The following is a 19,242-nucleotide window of genomic DNA, read 5'->3' on the forward strand; positions in this document are numbered from 1 at the left end:
CTTATCTCATATCATGACAGGAGAGTAATCGCTTTATCTGTGGTAAAGCTTTACGACCTGCAATAAGCCCCTCTTGATATAATTTTTCTTTGTTCGATAAATCAAACATTCCCACACATCCTACCTCGGGGCGAATAACCACATCCGCCTCTTTGAGATTATAACGCGTCAGGGACATCATCATTAAATCTAGACTCTGACTTAAGATATTAGTCAAATTTAAAGGGAAACTGCGTTGAAGGTCTGAAGCTACATTAATAGCAATGATTACTTTTGGGTGATATTGCTTAGCGACATCGACAGGAACAGGATCGGTGATACCTCCATCCACTAAGGTCATATTCGCAAAATGAACCGGCCTCACAATAGTGGGCACCGCGCATGAGGCCTGAACTGCTAAGGCTAAGTTGCCACAACAAATAGGAATGGTACGTCCAGAATGCAGATCTGAAGCCACCGCGATAAAGGGAATTTTCGTTTTGTTGAGAGTACAATACTCAGTATGCTTACCGATGAATTTTTGGAGTTGTAGTCCAATGACAGGGCCGAGCAGCGCTCTAAAAATAGATATATCCACATAATCAGAATAAGAGCTCTCCATCATAATACGGGTAACGCATTTTATGTCTGGATTAGCAGCATAAAGACTGCCCACCAAACTTCCTGCACTCGTGCCTACTATAAGATCAATAGGAATGCCGGCTTCCTCAAGTGCTCTAATGACACCCAAATGCGCAAAGCCTCGCGCTCCTCCCCCTCCTAAGACCAATGCAACACGTGGTTGTTTAGACAAGCATAGAGGTTTTAAATTTAAAGGCGGATAAATTTTAGGGGGAACACAGCTGCATGCGGTTAAAAAAATTGCACACGCGATGGCAATTATAAATTTCATAAATTCCTTATCGTCTTCTTTGTAATAGCTTCGCCTCCTTATACAACTCCCGTCGCCCCAAGAAGTCGTGTGACGAAATAGTTTGAGAAGGCTCTTACCCCGACGCTTTCTCAAACAACAAACTACTATACTATAATATCTTGAAAGTTGAAGGAGCCGATAATGTTTAAACGCGTGGCACTATTTCTGATAACCAATATTTTAGTTATTGCAACGATCTCTATTGTGACCTCTTTACTTGGGTTACACCAATATTTAACAAGTAAGGGCATTGATTATCGAACATTGGCAATTTTCTGCGCCATTTGGGGTACGGGCGGCGCGTTTATTTCACTCTGGATGTCAAAGTGGGTCGCAAAAAAAAGTATGGGTGTCACGATAATTGACCCCCAAACGGCAAGTGGCAGTGCGAGAGAACTTATCAATATGGTTTATGGACTCGCTAATCGCGTCGGTATTACGAAAATGCCAGAAGTGGGCGTCTATGACTCTCCCGAATTAAATGCATTTGCCACTGGACCCTCTAAAAATAACTCCTTAGTCGCCGTCTCAACAGGCTTATTAAATAATATGGATAATGCTGAAGTCGCTGCTGTTTTGGGTCACGAAGTATCGCATGCGGCGAATGGCGACATGGTTACGATGACATTGATACAAGGCGTTGTTAACGCTTTCGCCCTGTTTCTCTCCCGCATTTTGGCGTATGCCCTGTCGGTGGCTACCTCTCGAGGAGAAAACGATACCTCGGGTGGTTTTTCAACCATGACGTTTTACGCACTTTCAATGGTGTTTGATATTTTATTCACCTTGTTAGGATCTCTCGTCGTTGCGGCATTTTCACGACACCGAGAATATCGAGCAGACATTGGGGGCGCGCGCCTAGTAGGTAAACAAGCCATGATAGCTGCCTTACAAAAGCTCGGCATGAATCAACCCCAGATGGAAGATAAACGGGCTCCGTCGTTGGCCACTTTGAAAATTTCTCATCGAAGCGGTTGGTTATCCTGGTTCGCGACACACCCCCCTTTGGAAAGTCGGATTCGTCGTTTAGAAGAGATGCAATAACGTCGCTAGTGATGAATGCAATGGAGTGTGCATGTACTTAAAATTACTAGCTATTTTTACGTTATTATTATTGGCAGGATGCGCAACCTTTCCCCACCAGCACTCTCCTATTGCACCAAAATCACGCCATACCCTTCGCATTGCTACATACAATGTCTATTGGCAAAATAATAGTAAAGATAAAAAAAATCCGGATAGTATTCTGAGTGTAATTCAAGAAATTCAGCCGGACATACTCGCTTTACAAGAGACATTTTGCTTTTCAGCTGACCGGCTTGGAAAGTATTTTAAAGCATCTCACCCTTATCAATTATTTAGACAAAGCGATAGTTCAACTCATGAAGATGGTTTAGGTATCCTTTCAAAATATCCCATTGTAAAACAAAAGTATTTTCCACCTGTTTATGGCTGGTTTCCTGGATGGTTATTTGTCATTAAAACCCCTAAAGGTTACATACAAGTATTGAATGTGCATTTGCATCCTCGCCTGGTAAGTGAGAATAACATTGGATTATTTGCCGAGGGTTTATGGCTAACGCCCAGGATGAGGTTGCAGGAAATTGCCTATTATTATAAATTTTTAAATCCCTATCTTCCGACCATTATTGCCGGCGATTTAAATGAAAGTGATTCTGGAGCCGCTTGTCATTTTCTAAGACAACATCATTTTGATGACCAATTGCAGAAGGTAGCGCCCCATATTAAAACCTGGCACTGCCCTTTTGGATGTTTTGTTTTTACCGGACGTTATGATCGGATTTATACTTCCCCCTGCATTCGGACTTCAAAATGCATTGTGCTACAGAAAGGGTATTCAGATCATTTCCCCGTCTTTACTGACTGCATGTTGCCTTAGCCCCGTTTCTTTTTTAGATACTGCTGATGATATTCTTCAGCACGGTAAAAAGGGCACTCAGGTAAAATCTCGGTGACAATCTTCGATGGGAAAATTCCAGACTGCTCTAATTGCTCCTTAAACTCTTCTGCTTGTAACCTTTGCTCTTCAGTATGATAAAAAATTATTGAGCGGTATTGCGAACCCACATCAGGCCCCTGTCTATTGAGTGTCGTGGGGTCATGCAGCTTCCAAAAAACATCTAATAATTGTTCATACGAAATTATCTCTGGATTAAATTCCACCTGCACAACTTCAGCATGACCACTATTATGCGAGCAGACTTGCTCATAGCTAGGATCGTGTGTAATACCTCCCGCATAACCCACTTGAGTCAATAAAACTCCGGGTAATTTCCGAAAGGCTTCTTCTACTCCCCAAAAACACCCTGCCCCGAATGTTGCTTCTGCCATTATTTCCCCTAATTACATACTAAAGTGGCGCCACTGTAATAACAATGTCTGGAACTAGAACCATAATGATAATTATAGTAATTAGGTGTTCCACCATACCAATAAGTACTCGTGGTATGAGTAGCAGGATAGACTACATAATGGTGAGTATTATGAGTAGCAGGATAGACTACATAATGGTGAGTATAAGGTTGCGGGGAAACTTGCGCTCCGTAGTAACTCGCCGGAAAATAAGAAGGATGATAAGTGTAAAAATAATCCGCAAATACAGGAGTAGCAGCTATTAGCGAAAGGCCAAATATAAGGTTTCGTAATGGATTAAAAACGTTCATACGCACTCCTCTTTTTTATAAATTATAGTATTTATGCTATATCCGGGACAAAAATTAACTACGACTTATTTCGTTAGTGACCCATACTTTGCCAGCGTTTAGTTACTTACAGCCCCTTGCAGCTATGTTGGTCTAGGGCCTCACTGCTTAATGCCAAGCTAACTTATCGAATTCATATAATTCATATTGTTTATTATTAATTTTGTCACCTTCTTGGAGCTTCTTACCTACCGCTACTTTTTTACCTAGAAATCTAAGTTTACCAATATATTTCCCTAATCCTTTAATTTTGCAATCGTATTCCTTACCGAATTTTTTCATATCTTTGTCTTCATCGTAGAATACAAAGCCCTGTCTATTTTCAGACTTACCATTGGTATAGACTTTACCTCGTTCCGCAATATCATTAAATCTTTTAAAAATAACACTATTCGCCACTTCGTATTCTAAACAGGCATTGATGAACCAATAGGTAGTCGTGCCATTTTTCTTACGCATTTTCTTATACGGCGAATGAATATCCCCTTTTATATGAGGAGGATGATTTGAGTTATTCCATTGAATTATGACAGGTGAGTTTGAAATGGAAATAGGAATTTTAGATACGGAGTTGATTATAGTAGCGTCTGGTTTCTGTATTGTGTGCCTAGATTCTTCCTCTTTAGGCCGCGCATACACTTTAAATAGATTTTCTGGAACGGCAGGAGAGCTATTATTATCAGTAAAATGAGATTCTTCCGAATCATGCGTGGGAGGCTTAAGTAAATGGAGTAGCTTGTGAATATTTATTTCAAGGAGATTAAACACAAAACAGTCGTCAATTTCTTCAAAGGGTATATGTTTATATTTCAGAGAAGATCGAAAAACGTCAACGCACTCAACATTCGGCATGATTGAAATTTCAAAATTATTATTATTATAAACTGTTTTGAGTAGGGTATCAGGCGCATTAGAGACAAAAAATTGGTATTTCTCATCACCTAGTTTTGCGTTTGAAATCCCTAAGAGTTTTTCGACAATTTCGATTTGCTTTACAGCTTGTGGAATTTCTTGGCTATTTTTATAAATGAAGGATTGCACCTCATCTGAAATAAGAATTTCCTTACGTCGGGCAAGCAGTAACAATGCCTCTTCGTACCATTCAATTGCAGATTCCCAACAATCCTTATTAAAATAATAGTGGGCAATTTTGCCGTAGGTGGCGACCAATTCCTTACCCACATTTTCACGCAAGGTAAAGCCTTGATCAATATAAAATTCAGCCAATGCCACATATTTTTGTGCCTGTTTTAAATTGCCACGATAAACCGCAATGATCGCTAAATCTGAATAATAGCGCTCATAAAAAAAATACTTTTGATTGGTATTAGGCTTGTGTTTGACACTTTCCTTGAGATATTTCTCCGCCAAATCAAACTGCTTGTTTAGTAGATAATAATGCCCCAGAAAATAGTAGTTTTCAGTTAAAATTTCACCGCACTTGATATGCACAATCTTTTTAGAATCCATTACATAATGTTTCTCTAAAAGAGCATCACATTTAAGTTGATTTTCCATTAATTCAATTGCTACAGCACAGAACCTGCCATTTATCAAATGTTGACACAACTTCATAATATTAGCTGAAATAAATTTGACGCTGTCTAATAAACCTCCCTCTAAAATCATTGTAGTGTCAGGTTCGCTCATCTCACGATACACATCGTTCATCTTCACCTGAAGCGTCTGTAAGGAAGCTTCCAGATTTAAATCGCCTTGGAGAGATTGTTTATGACACTGGGTTATGCACGTTTGTAACGCAATCAATCTCTCGCTCAGCCAACAAATAGCAAGCTCCTTGTTTTTCATTTTTCGAGAATCGGAGAGCTATTATGATTTAACTTTATCAGCCAGCTTTCTAATTCAGTCACTAAATTTTTGGCAGTATATTTTTTGATTGTTTCTAGGTCCTTGGAAGTAACTAGAGTGTTAAAAGAGAATTTTTCTTTTAACAATTGAATAAATTTTTCCTCAAATTCTTGCTTAATGAATACCCTATCATCCGAATTATTGTTATTAGAGTTATCCGTGGGTGAATTAATTACGATGCCTATTGCTTCTTTAACCTTGACAGCTACTGCCCTTTTATAAGCACAAATGGGATCTTGATCATTTTTAAGATTATTACCGCTTAGCCTTCTCCCCATAAAACTAAACCGACTGTGTTTTTGGGAATCCAAATCTGAGGGAGACGATGTAGGGCTGGGAGGGTTTTTTGGATCATGAGTTGTTTTTTTAACTGCAAATTTTGGTACGAACTCAAACTCAATTCTATCGATAATTAAATCAATAGATTTATATTTATCATCCCCAAACTCGACTACATCACGTGTAATTTCTTTGTCGTGGTTTTGCTTATACTTATGATTTAGTCTACTTTGTTTCCCAAATTCTTTCATGGTGTCGAAAAGGTTTTGATAAGCTAAACTATACTCCCCTTCTTTCCTTAAACTCTTGAGATTATCTCGCAAATACAGGGGTAAATTTGACAGAATGAATCCTCTGGTGAGAGCAGTCACCAATCCATCTTCTAAACTTTCTGAGAGCTTATAACAAACTAATTCTTCCGAGGTTATGGAGGCACTGGCAAATTCATCATGGAGAAAGTTTCCGGTAAGAAGTCGTTCCTTCATGGGACTATTACTACAAGCTATCGTAACAGACTGCAAAATGTGAGTCTGTAAAGATTTGAAGGTGCTTATATTAGTAGGTACTTCGCTAAGTATATTATTGAAGATATTATCAACTATCTCGCTATAAATAACATTTTGTTTCGCTCGTAATTGTACAGCCTTGTTATTTACTTCAATCCCTTTAGCAAACCCTAACTCTAGACTTGATAGGAATGTTTTTGACTTATACTTTGTTAGACGTTTCGAATTGCTTTCTGCCATGTCGCTATAACAAAGCGAGTCGCCTTGTATTGGAAGAATTATTTTTTTCAATTCCAACTTTTCTTTGTTGGGTTTTAAGGCTTCTAATTCCTGAACGAAAGTTTCTGATAAGTATTGTGTGTTACGGGGTGATTCATTCGATGAAGTTGGATTTCCATTATATTCTAAGTAAGTAGCAGTTAATGATCGCGAAGTTCGCCTAGGTGTGGTGGGAGTAGCCCCAGATAAACCATCCTCATCAGATGGGTTGTTAGTAAATGTTGGCAACTCTTCTATGCTCGAGCTTTGTAATTTGAAACGAGTCAATTGTGATTGGAGATTTTTATCAGAGGATATTTGTCGCGTATAATATTGATATGGGATAGGCTTCCATTGCTTCTTGTTCTTGAACCCCTCAAAATCTTTTATAACAACACTATCCTGCTCAATACTAACGTCACTGTATTTTGCTAGTTCTTGATCAATTGATTGAATCCTACTCACAGTATTAGACTGTGGGTCATAGAGTTGCGTCGCTACCGCACTATTATTCTTCGTGTCTACATGCCACAATAGTGGTAAATTCTTATATGTAAATTCTTTAAAATAGCATTGCATTATGTATTCCTTTTGTTCTTCATTAAAGTATTATCGGACAGCTAGCATGATTTAACTTGGCCTGCCAGTTTTCTAACTGGGCCACGAGATGTTTGTCATTCTGTTTTTTAATTACTTCTAAATCCTTTAAGGTAATTTGGCCATTAAGACTAAATTCATCTTTTAAAAGAGTACTAAAATTTTCCTCTAATTCTTGTTTGATAAATAAACCCTTCTCAAAATCATTGGTGTTATTATTGTTATTGTTTGAATGATCTGCTGAAGTTTTATTATTATGCACTTTATAAAAAGCTTCCTTAATCTTGCTTATAATCAATCTTTTAAACGGTGTGGTGGAATGTTGTTCATTTTTCAAATCTGTACCACTTAGTTTCCTACTAAATAAACTAAAGCGACTAGATCTTTGTGAGTCAGAGGTAGTTTTGGACTGAATCAATGGAGGGCTAGGAGGAATATTCTTATCAGTATCCGTATTCTTGTATGCTAAAAATTTTGCTTTCGAATCGTTTGAAACGTATGCAGGAATAATTTTGTCAATAATTAAGTCAATGGATTTAAAAACGAAGTCTCCAAAATGAATTTCTTTTTGATAAATTTCCTGGCCGCGTTCTTTGTAACGATTTTTTTCGCGGCATTGTTCCCCCCACTCTTTCACAGTATCAAACAACCGCTGATAAGTGTCCTTATACCTATCTTCAAGACATAAAATTTTAAGATTTGTTTGAAAATATTCGGGTAAATTGTTTATAGCAAATCCCCTTATCATAGCCGTTATTAATTTACTTTCTAATATTACCGAAGTTTCATAGCTTTCCGTCTCTTCTTTTGAGAGAATATCCGCAGCAGGTGCATCATGAAGAAAATTACCACTAAACAGCTGCCCCCTTACGGCACAAATTTTACAGGCGGCGTCAACTGATAAAAATATATGATGAGTAAGTGCGTCAAATATTTTTTTATTAACCGGAAATTCGTCAAGCACTTTATTAAAAACTTGATCTACTATTTCCTCGAAAATCTCATTTTGTTTTTTTCGTAATTGAAGCGACTTATCACTTGTTTCAAGTTCTATGAATAAAAGGGCTTCCTTGCTTGAAAGAAAAGGTTTGGTTTTAAACGCGTTCAAATATCTGGTATTTTTTACTGCTAAGTCGGTATAACTAAGCGAGGTGCCTCCTAGGGATTCAATTATTTTATCGAGTTTAAATCTTTCTCGACTGGGCTTTAACCCTGTAATTGTTTTCATTATTTCTTCTACACCAGTTGAATCGAGAGAATATTTTCCTGGAGGAATATCAATTGCGTCTATTCCCATCCGGCGTAAATGAAATAACTCCTCACCTCTACTACTGGCACCAATAGCACCCGATGTTAAAGCACGCGAAGTTCGTGGTGTCGTGGGAGGAGTTTGGGGTGGCTCTTTATCATCGGATCGGTTTTGTGTCCGATCGGGTAATTCGCTGGCGCTAGAGCTTTGGAGTTTCTGATATGCGACTAATGAATCATTAAGATTGGAGTCAGAAGAAATCTTAACAAGCGGTTGTAGATATTGGGTGCTTTTTAGCCCATATTTTTTCCTAAACAAATCGAAATTTTTTATTACGAAGCGATCTTGTTCTAGAATTACGTCAGTTCGGTGGCTTAAATGTTTGAGATCAAATAATTGAATCTTAGATATTTTGTTTAATAATGGATCAACGAGCTGTGTCGCTACTGCAGTATTGTCACCCTCATTTACTACCCATAATAGTGGCGCATTCTTGTAAGTGAATTCCTTAAAATAGCATTTCATCCTATACTCCTTTTTAATGTATTAATTATATATATGGTATAGATCCGTGACCAAATCGCCTGACAACAGCTCTGGGGTCAATCTTCAGCCCACCACAATGTCTACAAAAATATTTAAGACAAACACACAAAGCGACAAATGTTAACACCAATATCATTCAGGAGTCATCAAGGAGATTTAAAGATGAAGATTAATTGCATTAGAAAGATAAAGTAATGATGTTACCTGATATGGCAGGCACTCTATCTCCAGGTAAAATAATCCCCACAAGATTTAAAGGATCGGCAGCGCAAAGCGTAATTGTTTTTGAGGAAGGATCTTCTTTTTTGATGGCTCGCAAGGAATCTACCGCATAAGGCAATGCAAATTGCTCTCCTAAAAATCCATTCACAAAGCGCCCGCCCCTAATTTCACCTCGCGCTTCTAAACGACGAAAGGCAACCAGTAGATCACGCCACCTGGGAATATTCTTTTCTCTTGTAAGCAAATCTCTAAAAACAATCCCATAGCGTTTTAATAACATCCAACATGCCGCTTCAACTTGTTTCACTTGCTCAACTGCTTCATGTGGATTTAATACTGACCAACGCCCGCTGCTGTACCGGGTTTGCAGATGACGTCTTCTTTTATCTAATCTCCGACGCGGATCAATTAATCCACGAAGATTATCAAACCCATCAGCAGTAATTAATCCAACAGCCACTAGTTCCCAAAGGCCATTTTCAATTTCTGACTTTAAGTGGCCGGTGCCCCTTTCAATATCATTAAAAAAAGAAGCTCCTTTTAATTTTAAATAACTGTAGAGACTATTAGCGATGTGACTTAAGCCCGCCAATTCGTCTTCGGAAGACAAATGATCAGGGGTTCGCATCCAATCAGATTCTTCTCGCACAAAAAAAGTGATCGGTGCAATACTCGTTGGTTTAACTTTTTTCTTGGTGACAGAAAGTTCTTCTACATCAGGATGCGTAGAAGGATGCGGCGACAAGCGACCCCAACCGATAGCGCCTGACAAACAAAGCCGATCTAGCATTCCCGCATCATAACTTGCCACTCTTTTTGCAAGTATTTGTCGCTCCCAAGCATTCGCTGGAATTTCATATCCTTGTAGTTGTCGAATCACCTCTATTAAGCCTTGCTCCCCACGTAATTGAACCCCCGGTATCAGGTGTTGCCACTTCAATAACCAGCGTACAAATTGAGCGGCTGTCACAGGTTCAATTTCTTTACGTAACCTTCCCAAGGTATAACGATGGATTCTCGCCAGTAAACGTCTTTCACACCATTCCAAAGTCGCCTCTGGTCGATATTTACCCCGCAGGATAAAACCCGAGGTTTCTAATGCTAATAAGGATTGCTCCATATCAAATTTATTGATCTCCAGAAGATTGCCCACTTCTTCACCGGTTACGGGTCCAAGATGTAACATCCATCCTCGAATCATATTAACTATGGCGGCTTCCCGTGTGACAGGTTTTGCTTCAATCTCTACCAAGGATTGTTGAAAAATTACTTCAGGGTAAATAATTTTAACTATCTCCGCTTTTTCCGTAGCGACCCAAAATAATTTATCGTTCACCCTGCAAGTCCCCACCCGTCCTTCCAAAATCAATTGATCAATAAAATCTATCCACAGAGGTAGAACAGTTTGATTATGATTGAGCTCAAGTTGCTTAGGCATCGCTATGACCGTTTGTAAAAAATCATGTAGATCATCCTTGCTACGAATGTCAGGCCAGGCTTGTTGCTGTACTTCTGCTATGGCTTCAGGGTCTAATTTGCCTACTTCCTGGAGAATGGAATCGGGCAGAAATCGGCGCATTTCAACCGCACGTGCCCTGCGCTCTTCAAGCGGTGCATCATCTAAAAAGGCATATGGATTAGCATTTAAAATTTCATGAGAAAATACGGATGGCGTCGGCGTGTCTACAGCAAGACACTGAATCTTACCATTGATAATATCGCCTAAGAGTTCAGTAATTCCTTCCAGATCAAGCGCCTCGGTCAAGGCATCCTTCATAGTTTCGTTGATGAGTGGATGATCAGGTAGTTTTATATCTTCTCCGGCCAAATTATCCTGACAGGCAGCAGCATCTGGAAAAACTGCGGCTAAGAGATCATCAGATAACATACGCTGAATATTAGGAGGCACTTTCTTCCCATTTCTAAATCGAACCAACGCAAGGGATCGAGTTGCATCCCATCGCCACCGGGTATTAAAAAGCGGGGATTGCAACACAGCTTGGGTAAGAACGTCTTTAATAGTATTGGGATGTAAAAAATTAAATACATCAGCTAAAGGAAAACTATGTTGCTCTGCCAAGGCAATATTTAAGCCGTCGTCAGTCGCCGCCGCTTGCAGTTCAAAATTAAATGAGCGACAAAAGCGCTTTCGAAGAGCGAGACCCCAGGCTTTGTTAATGCGGGCGCCAAAAGGAGCATGAATGATAAGCTGCATACCCCCGGCTTCATCAAAAAAACGTTCCGCAATAATTGTTTGTTGCGTAGGCACCGCCCCTAACACTGCGCGACCTTGCAGTACATATTCAATGAGTTGCTCAGCCGCCATACGTTCTAAACCACAATGCTCCTTAAGCCAATTAACCACTGGCTGCCCATTAGGCTGGTTTTCAATATTGACGATAGAAGGGCTACTGCTTGGTAACATATCACTTAATGTTTGACGAAGCTCCGATACTTCTTGCGATAATTCACGGGTGCGGGCGGGAGCCTCACCCCGCCAAAAAGGCACACTCGGCGGTGAACCATGCGCATCTTCAACCAACACCTTACCTACCGCTCCTTCAATTCTTCGCACTCGCCAAGAAGTAGTGCCCAGTAAGATGATATCTCCCCGGTTGCTCTCGATTGCAAAATCTTCATCTAAGGTGCCGACCATGATTCCATCGGGTTCCGCAATCACCGTAAATAGCCCTGTTTCAGGGATGGCGCCGCCGCTGGTAATAGCAGTTAATCTACTGCCTCGGCGCCCTTTTACCACTCCGTTAATGCGGTCACGATATAAATAAGCCCCATAACGGCCACGCGACCCCGCTATGCCATCAGAAAGCATCTCCAAAACGGCATTAAAGGTTTCTAGTGTTAAATTCTGATAGGGATAAGCTTGTTTCATTAATGAAAATAATGCTTCCTCTTGCCATTCTCCTGTGGCACAAGTAGCAATAATTTGTTGCGCTAATATATCAATCGGCTCATGGGGAATGATAAGCTGATCCAACTTTCCTTCTCTAATCGCATGCACTAACGAAGCGCATTCCATTAATTCATCACGAGTCGTCGCAAAAAAGCGCCCGCGAGATATTGCTCCCCGCCAATGACCCGCTCTTCCTATTCGTTGTAATGCAATAGCGATGGCTCTCGGAGAGCCAATCTGGCATACCAGATCGATCATCCCAATATCGATTCCAAGTTCAAGCGATGCTGTCGCAACCAGAGCTTTTAATTGGCCGGACTTTAATTTGTTTTCTGCATCAAGTCGCAATTTTCGCGATAAACTTCCGTGATGTGCCGCAACTTGGTCCTCCCCTAAGCGTTCAGACAAATGATGGGCCACCCTTTCAGCGAGTCGCCTAGTGTTCACAAAAATCAGGGTAGAACGATTCTGTCTTGCATGTGCAGCTAATCGATCATAGATCTCATCCCACATTTCATTAGACGCAACCGGTCCTAATTCACTTGATGGAATTTCCACGGCAATATCAAGTTGTTTGGCATGACCGATATTAACAATCTGGGGCGCCGGCCTATTACCTGTCAGAAAATTAGCCACTACTTCAATGGGTTTTTGAGTGGCTGATAAGCCAATTCTAACCGGAGAAGATTCACAAATAGCTTCAAGCCGTTCGAGTGACAAGGTTAAATGCGTGCCACGTTTATTATTGGCTAGCGCATGAATTTCATCGACGATAACGGTTTTAACATTGCGTAAAATTGCGCGACTTTTCTCTGCAGTGAGCAAAATATAAAAAGATTCCGGAGTCGTCACTAATATATGAGGCGGCTTTTTAAGCATAGCTTGCCGATCACGGGTCAACGTATCTCCGGTACGTACTGCCACACGAACTTCTGCTAAATTTAGTCCTCTTTGTGCAGCAAGCGCAGAAATTTCTTTGAGGGGTTCAGTCAAATTCTTATGAATGTCATTGCTCAACGCCTTTAGAGGCGAGATATAGAGAACTTCGGTTTTATCTTCAAGTTGGCCAGTGAGCCCTTTTTCAATGAGGCGTTCTAAACACGCGAGAAAAGCAGCAAGGGTTTTGCCTGATCCTGTCGGCGCAGAGATTAGGGTGGTTTTGCCTGCTAAAATAGGCGGCCAACCCTGAATTTGAGGTTCTGTAGGCGAGCCAAATTTTTCAATAAACCAGTCACGAACAATTGGATGAGCCCATTTAAGGCTAGCGTGAACATCATCTGCCATCGTAATATTTTACCAAATTAATAGGTAACTATTCGCCCCTAGAAGCGGACGTCCTAGCCAACGAATCGCTTTGGGTGCGAGTAGATTACATTAATAGTTTATTATAGGCTTTTTCAGGCATTAATTCCTCCACTATGTTAAATTGCCAAACTCACACACCTTTGTGCCCATCGACTCAAAACGCAGAACGAGAGGGTACGAAACGCTTAAACTTTATTAAGGAGTTAACATGATCAAGAAAAGTATTGGGATATTAGGATTTTTAAGTGTATGCAGTTTTGTGCCACATGTTTATGCTGAAGAAACCCTCGCCGCAAAACCCTCTGAGACCACGCCGATCGACAATAAAGTTATTGGCCAGGCTTTTTTGGCAAAAAACATGACTGTTCCCGGCGTAGTCACCCTTGCTGATGGATTGCAGTACAAGGTGTTAAAACAAGGCCAAGGTCCTATGCCTACTGCCAAAGATACTGTTACGGTCCACTATGCTGGAAGACTTATCAATGGCACTGAATTTGACAGTTCCTACAAACGTGGCGAACCCGCTAAATTTGGGGTAAGTGACGTCATACCCGGATGGACAGAAGCCCTACAGCGCATGAACAAAGGTGCAATCTGGGAGCTGTATATACCTGCTTCATTGGCCTATGGAGACCGAGGCGTTCCGCCTACCATTGGTCCCAACGAAACTTTAATTTTCAAAGTTGAATTAATCGATATCAATAAATAAAACCTAAAAAAAAAATCACCCGCAAAACGGGTGATTTTTTTAAATGAAATTATTAACGTTTGCCACGCGCACTAGAAGTAGTAGTGGTGCGTGAACGTGATGCGGATAATTTGCCAGATTTAACCTTTAATTCAAGAGCTTTCACTCTTGATTCAAGGGTAGGTTTTCTTACTGCAGCAGAACGAGCCGTAGTTGTTTTTTTAACAGCCGTTTTTCTTGTACTAGATTGTCTTAAAGTCATATAAGTCTCCTTGATAGTTAATAACTTAATTTAGTATAGTTTATTTTCATTTTTGTGCTTTATGAGATTTAGACGGATTATTACTATACTTACAGGAGATATTTAATAAGGAGACGAGTAATGGCTAGCAAACAGCTTGATGTTAAAACAGGGACAAAACAATCCCCTAAAGAAAGAGACCATCATTCCCCTGCTATTTCTATTAAAAAATTATCACGATTTTTTAACGAGGCTAATCACACTGCTGATACCCAAAAGGCAGAACAAGAGAAGCCTATTGAAAGAAGTCCTAAATAATATCTTGCTTTAAAATGCGGATTAATTGTGACAGCGCCAATTGAACAATTTGATAGTTAATATGGGTGCGATCACCGGTAAATTTCTGACAACAAGTTTCAATCTCTCTATTTTTTACCGACCAACTTATCCAGCATGTGCCGACCGGCACGTTTTATTCATTATCATTAGGACCCGCTATAATTAAATTATTCTATCTCCAAAAGGAAAAAACATGATAGATAAAATTGCTAGTGAGTGGGAATTATTAGGTTATAGCTGCGATGTCTGGAAGGACGTTCCGGGTCAACGATGGGAAAATTTTACTCATGACAGCGATGAATTATTTATGCTGATCAAGGGGAAAATTGAATTAGAAATTGAGGGCAAAAGTTGTCAGCCACTACAAAATCAGGTAGTTCACATCCCGGCTAATACGATGCATTCTGTCCGTAATATTGGCAAAACAGAAGCGCATTGGCTGTACGGCTACAAACTACCTAATGTCAATGAACATGATATTAAAAATTTTAATCAGTAATCCTTTCGATTAAAATTTCATCCCTCTAAAATTGTTGTTATTATTATTGTTGTCGTCGTAAAAACTATTGTTATTGTTATTGTTATTGTTATCTGCCAAACTTAATTCATGCATACTTTTCACATTGGCGGATACTCGCACCTCAACTGCACGCATCCTATCAGCTGGACTCGCGATCTTAGCTAACTCTTTTGTTGCAAAATCCATCTCTGACAAAGTTTCAATAAATTTATATTTAAATACTACAAACTGTATAAGCTTGGAAAAATCTCTATACATTTCGGGAGACTGAGCGTATGAGATTTTTTCTTTAATGCTGGGTTGCCACTCGACTAACTGAGTAATAAGTTTAGGCGAATCTAACTGAGCAAGTTGTTGTGCTTTAGCCTCCCACTCAACCAGCTGGGGTGCTTTAGACTTCTTCTGCTGCAAAGATTGTTCTCTAGCATTCCTCAAATGCGCGTATTTTGGATCATTCGGAAAAGCCTCAATGAGCATGTCTATAGCGGCATCCCTATCAATGGTTTCTTGTTTGGTTGCAATGCTAGAGGGCATCTGCAGAATGCCATCATATTTACTCACGAAATTTTTTACTAGCGCCAGAAAAGTATCTTTTAAGGTAGATTCTTCATTCCAACATTTTTCGTATTCAGAAGATTGAGCAAGTAATGCCTTAATAATGGCCAAATAGTGAACTCTATCATCAACTGATTTATCATATGTATTCGGCAAAAGTTGAGATGCATTCGTTTCAATTACTCTTAACAGCTCAAAATTCTGAGTTACAATCGCATACTCAACTAGATCTACCTTTTCGGGCATAAATTCTGGGAGGGATTTTTGTGCCAGTAATGTCACAATTTTATTATCAACACGTTGCTGTATTGCATACTCTAGAAGGGCTTTTCCGCCACTCTTCGCTTCGGCATAGTGGAAACCTGGTAAATCAGTAATATAATTAACCATGACAATATTGCTGTTGAAAATTGCTTCCTCAAGTGCGGTTAAACCGCCGCCCTCTGAACTGATGACCTCCCGGGGAATTAGATTCTTATCTTTATAAAGAAAGCAAAGAAGCTGCCATGCATTATTCCTAGCCAACCAGTTTAGGGTCACTATACCTTGTGCCTGTGTGACTTGGTGAGGAGATTTGAGTAAACGTATTACGCTTAATTCGTTTTGTTCTTCAACAGCCACTCCTAGAGGCGTTTTGTAACTCACGTTCATAATGTTTAAATCAATCCCTGGCGCATTAGTTAGGACATCAATAACATCGTACTGCCAAAATTCAACAGCACGATGCAAAGCAGTATTTTGATCTTCATCTTGCAAATTTACCTGAGCGCCTTTTGTTAGTAACAATTCAATAAGCGGAATATGGCCATACTGACTAGCTACATGAAGTGGCGCTCCAAAATCGGAATAAGCTACAATTTCATTAAGGTGGGCATTGGATACAATTAATTGCGTTGCCACCTCAATGTTTCCAGCTATACATGCGCCAAATAATAAGATGTCATTTAATCTTGATAGGAAACCTGGTGCTTGTAACGCATTAAAAAAGGCATTCAAGTGCGTAGGTAGACAATTTGCAATTTTTCTTTCGAGCTCTACTGACTTGGTTTTATTTTTGAGAAGAGCTGGTTGTTTTTTAGTTCTAATATTCTTTACGAATTCTTGTAGGTCTTTAGTGTGGATTTTATTCGCAAAAAAAGTAAAGTTATCAGCTATATAGTTACCTGCTAATTCCATTAAAGTTAGGACACTATAGTTAGGAATGGTTGCCAAAATAAGCGTCGCTTTGATTCTTTTCAACTCATGATTGAAATTAGCTCGCTGATTTTCATCTAAATTTGCTCTGCCTCTGGAAATTGCAATTGCAGAAAAAATACCCGAGCACAGATGTTCAAGCGAGGCTAGTATACTTGTGGCTTCCGGCTCCAATACCCCCTCCTCCCCCCATTTTCTAACCTGATATCTAAGAAACTCAAATTTAGTATATGAATTATCCCCCATAGCCAAAACCCTATCGATGGCCATAATCATAAGCTGGGGGATGAGTGTACTTAGCTGAGATTTATGTTCTTGGTTTAATATCATTTCTTAATTCTCGCATTTTAGTGACTAATGAATTTGCTAGTTAAATGGGCACACATTAACTTCCAGGTTTTAAAGATGCTATAAAATATAACTAATGTAGTCATTACATTAGTAAAATGGTCTCGGTATAGGAGTGTTATTGTTATTGTTATTGTTATTGTTATCGGTCGAATTTAATTCTTTCTCATTCTTTAAATTAGTAGGGTATAGTCGAGCCGATTGCTGCACGTTCGCACTGATAATCCTGTCACCTTGACTTAAAAGCAACGCTAGTGCGTCACTGTCTTTTGCTGTGACATTCATATGCGAAAAAGTTTGAACAAACTTACATTTGAATACAAAAAACTTTAACAGTTTAGAAAAATTCAAATGTATATCATAAGTATGATTGATCGGAATTTCTTCTTTGAAGCTGGAATACCAGGCAACTACCTCACTAATTAACGCAGGCGAATCCAACTTCACAAAGTGTTGAGCTTTATCATCCCAATTCAAATTCGGAATGATCTTATGCTTACCTACGAAATCATTAATTAGCCCCTGAAAAGCGTCTTTTAGCGTGGTTTTTTCATTCCAAATTTTTTCGAATTCAGGAAACTCAGAAAGCATGGACTTAATAATTGCCAAATAATTAACTCTATCATTAGATGATTTATAGTATATCCTCGGCAAAAGACGGGGCATTTGATTTTCTATTACTCTGAGCATTGCAAAATTCTGCGTTAAAATGGCACGCTCGACTAAATCTAACTTTTTAGGCATTAACTCTGGGGGTGTCTTTTTCGCCAGTAATGCCACAATTTCATTATCAACATCTTCATTTATGGCATACTCTAGTGGGCCTCGTCGGCAATCACTTTCTAGGTCAAACCGGATACCTGGTAAATCGACAATATATTTCACCATGTTAATATTATTGCTTAATATTGCCGCATGAAGTGCAGTTAACCCGTCCTCCCAACTCGTTACATCCTCGGGAATTAGATTACACTTTTTATAAAGCAAGCATAGGAGTTGCCATACATTATTTCTGGCCAGCCAGTGTAGGGTAAACACAGCGCGTGCCTGATGAAATTGGTCAGGAGATTTGAGTAAGAGAACTGCGCTTAACAAGTTGTGTTGCTCAGCCGCCATCTTGAGAGGCGTTTGATGACTTCTGTTCATAACATTTAAATTAATCTCAAGCGCATCGGTTAAGGTATCGATAACCTCGTACTGGGAATATTTAACAGCACGATGCAATGGTGTATCTCCACAATGTTCCAGATTTACATTAACCCCTTTTTTTAACAACAATTTAACAATGGCAGTATGACCATACCGACTTGCTATATGAAGTGGCGTTTCAAAATTCGTGAACCCGGGTACACTTTCATGAATATGAGTATTAGCTTCAATTAGTTGCTCTGCTATTTCAACATTGCCAGCTATACAGGCGCCAAACAATAATATGTCATTAACATTTGAGAAGGAGCCAAATTTCTCTAATGCATCAAAAAAAATTCTTAAATTAGTTTGTAGCTCAAATGTTTGCTTTTTATTTTTGAAAGGAGCTGCTCCATTTTTAATTCTCGCGTATGCCATGAATTCTTGTAAATCCTTTGGCCTTTCTTGCGGAAAAAAAGAAACGTTGCGAGCAATATAGTTACGGGTTAATTCCTTAAGCGATTTGACCTTATCTTCGGGAATTGTTTCGAGAATAACACTCGCTTTAATAATTTTTAATTTATGGTCAAAATTATCCTCATGTTTTTCATCTAAACCTCCTCTGGCAGAAGCTTGAATTCCTTGAATCTCATTGCACAGCTCTTGAAGTGAGTGGAGTACATCTGTGGCTACCTGCCCCAATGTCCCACCCCCCCATTTATTAAAATAAGGCTCAAGAAAACCACCTACATATAAACGATCCCCCATAGCCATAATCATAAGCTGAGGGATGAGTGTATTTAGAATAGAGTTGTGTTCTGGCTTCAATGTCATTACTTATCCTGCATTTT

General features: G+C 39.5%; 16 protein-coding genes. 5 read left to right on the plus strand and 11 right to left on the minus strand.

Features of this window, described 5'->3' with window-relative positions; all coding sequences use genetic code 11:
* Position 1: 1 nt before the first annotated feature.
* Positions 2 to 892, minus strand: coding sequence for a patatin-like phospholipase family protein (locus H0U71_00060; protein ID MBA2653445.1), 891 nt, complete (start codon positions 890 to 892; stop codon positions 2 to 4).
* A gap of 159 nt (positions 893 to 1,051) precedes the next feature.
* Between H0U71_00060 and htpX the strand changes: the two genes are divergently transcribed.
* Positions 1,052 to 1,957: a protease HtpX gene (gene htpX, locus H0U71_00065; GenBank protein MBA2653446.1), complete on the plus strand. Its 906-nt coding sequence runs from the start codon at positions 1,052 to 1,054 to the stop codon at positions 1,955 to 1,957.
* A 31-nt stretch (positions 1,958 to 1,988) separates the two neighbouring features.
* The gene (locus tag H0U71_00070; GenBank protein MBA2653447.1) at positions 1,989 to 2,813 is read left to right on the plus strand and encodes an endonuclease/exonuclease/phosphatase family protein; all 825 of its coding nucleotides are present in this window, start codon (positions 1,989 to 1,991) and stop codon (positions 2,811 to 2,813) included.
* On the opposite strand, the gene msrA is transcribed toward H0U71_00070, so the two are convergent.
* The 6 genes from msrA to H0U71_00100 form a co-directional block, all read right to left on the minus strand.
* A complete protein-coding gene (gene msrA / locus H0U71_00075; protein MBA2653448.1) occupies positions 2,810 to 3,265 on the minus strand; it encodes a peptide-methionine (S)-S-oxide reductase MsrA in 456 nt (151 codons plus the stop codon). The genes H0U71_00070 and msrA overlap by 4 nt on opposite strands.
* Positions 3,266 to 3,273: 8 nt before the next feature.
* On the minus strand, positions 3,274 to 3,597 hold the full coding sequence (locus H0U71_00080; protein MBA2653449.1) for a hypothetical protein: 324 nt from the start codon (positions 3,595 to 3,597) through the stop codon (positions 3,274 to 3,276).
* Positions 3,598 to 3,744: 147 nt separating this feature from the next.
* On the minus strand, positions 3,745 to 5,445 hold the full coding sequence (locus H0U71_00085) for a hypothetical protein (protein ID MBA2653450.1): 1,701 nt from the start codon (positions 5,443 to 5,445) through the stop codon (positions 3,745 to 3,747).
* Complete coding sequence (locus H0U71_00090) at positions 5,442 to 7,127, minus strand: hypothetical protein (protein ID MBA2653451.1); 1,686 nt, start codon at positions 7,125 to 7,127, stop codon at positions 5,442 to 5,444. The genes H0U71_00085 and H0U71_00090 overlap by 4 nt, the downstream gene beginning before the upstream one ends.
* 22 nt (positions 7,128 to 7,149) lie before the next feature.
* A complete protein-coding gene (locus tag H0U71_00095) occupies positions 7,150 to 8,919 on the minus strand; it encodes a hypothetical protein (protein ID MBA2653452.1) in 1,770 nt (589 codons plus the stop codon).
* A 199-nt stretch (positions 8,920 to 9,118) separates the two neighbouring features.
* Positions 9,119 to 13,357 (minus strand): DEAD/DEAH box helicase, encoded by a 4,239-nt coding sequence (locus H0U71_00100; protein ID MBA2653453.1) that lies wholly within the window; start codon positions 13,355 to 13,357, stop codon positions 9,119 to 9,121.
* 229 nt (positions 13,358 to 13,586) lie between these two features.
* Here H0U71_00100 and H0U71_00105 point away from each other — a divergent pair, with 229 nt between their 5' ends.
* Entirely contained in the window at positions 13,587 to 14,087 is a 501-nt protein-coding gene (locus H0U71_00105) for an FKBP-type peptidyl-prolyl cis-trans isomerase (protein MBA2653454.1), read from the plus strand.
* Positions 14,088 to 14,139: 52 nt separating this feature from the next.
* On the opposite strand, the gene H0U71_00110 is transcribed toward H0U71_00105, so the two are convergent.
* A complete protein-coding gene (locus H0U71_00110) occupies positions 14,140 to 14,328 on the minus strand; it encodes a hypothetical protein (GenBank protein ID MBA2653455.1) in 189 nt (62 codons plus the stop codon).
* 120 nt (positions 14,329 to 14,448) lie between these two features.
* On the opposite strand from H0U71_00110, the gene H0U71_00115 reads away from it, so the two are divergent.
* The gene (locus tag H0U71_00115; protein ID MBA2653456.1) at positions 14,449 to 14,625 is read left to right on the plus strand and encodes a hypothetical protein; all 177 of its coding nucleotides are present in this window, start codon (positions 14,449 to 14,451) and stop codon (positions 14,623 to 14,625) included.
* Here the strand turns inward: H0U71_00115 and H0U71_00120 are convergent.
* The gene (locus H0U71_00120; GenBank protein ID MBA2653457.1) at positions 14,618 to 14,776 is read right to left on the minus strand and encodes a CinA family protein; all 159 of its coding nucleotides are present in this window, start codon (positions 14,774 to 14,776) and stop codon (positions 14,618 to 14,620) included. The two genes, H0U71_00115 and H0U71_00120, sit on opposite strands and share 8 nt — an antisense overlap.
* Before the next feature lie 63 nt (positions 14,777 to 14,839).
* Between H0U71_00120 and H0U71_00125 the strand changes: the two genes are divergently transcribed.
* The gene (locus H0U71_00125) at positions 14,840 to 15,145 is read left to right on the plus strand and encodes a cupin domain-containing protein (protein MBA2653458.1); all 306 of its coding nucleotides are present in this window, start codon (positions 14,840 to 14,842) and stop codon (positions 15,143 to 15,145) included.
* A gap of 9 nt (positions 15,146 to 15,154) precedes the next feature.
* On the opposite strand, the gene H0U71_00130 is transcribed toward H0U71_00125, so the two are convergent.
* A complete protein-coding gene (locus H0U71_00130) occupies positions 15,155 to 17,245 on the minus strand; it encodes an ankyrin repeat domain-containing protein (GenBank protein ID MBA2653459.1) in 2,091 nt (696 codons plus the stop codon).
* A 108-nt stretch (positions 17,246 to 17,353) separates the two neighbouring features.
* A complete protein-coding gene (locus tag H0U71_00135; GenBank protein ID MBA2653460.1) occupies positions 17,354 to 19,225 on the minus strand; it encodes an ankyrin repeat domain-containing protein in 1,872 nt (623 codons plus the stop codon).
* Positions 19,226 to 19,242: the final 17 nt, after the last annotated feature.

The sequence above is a fragment of the Gammaproteobacteria bacterium genome, assembly GCA_013697705.1.
Lineage (GTDB): Bacteria > Pseudomonadota > Gammaproteobacteria > UBA6002 > UBA6002 > UBA6002.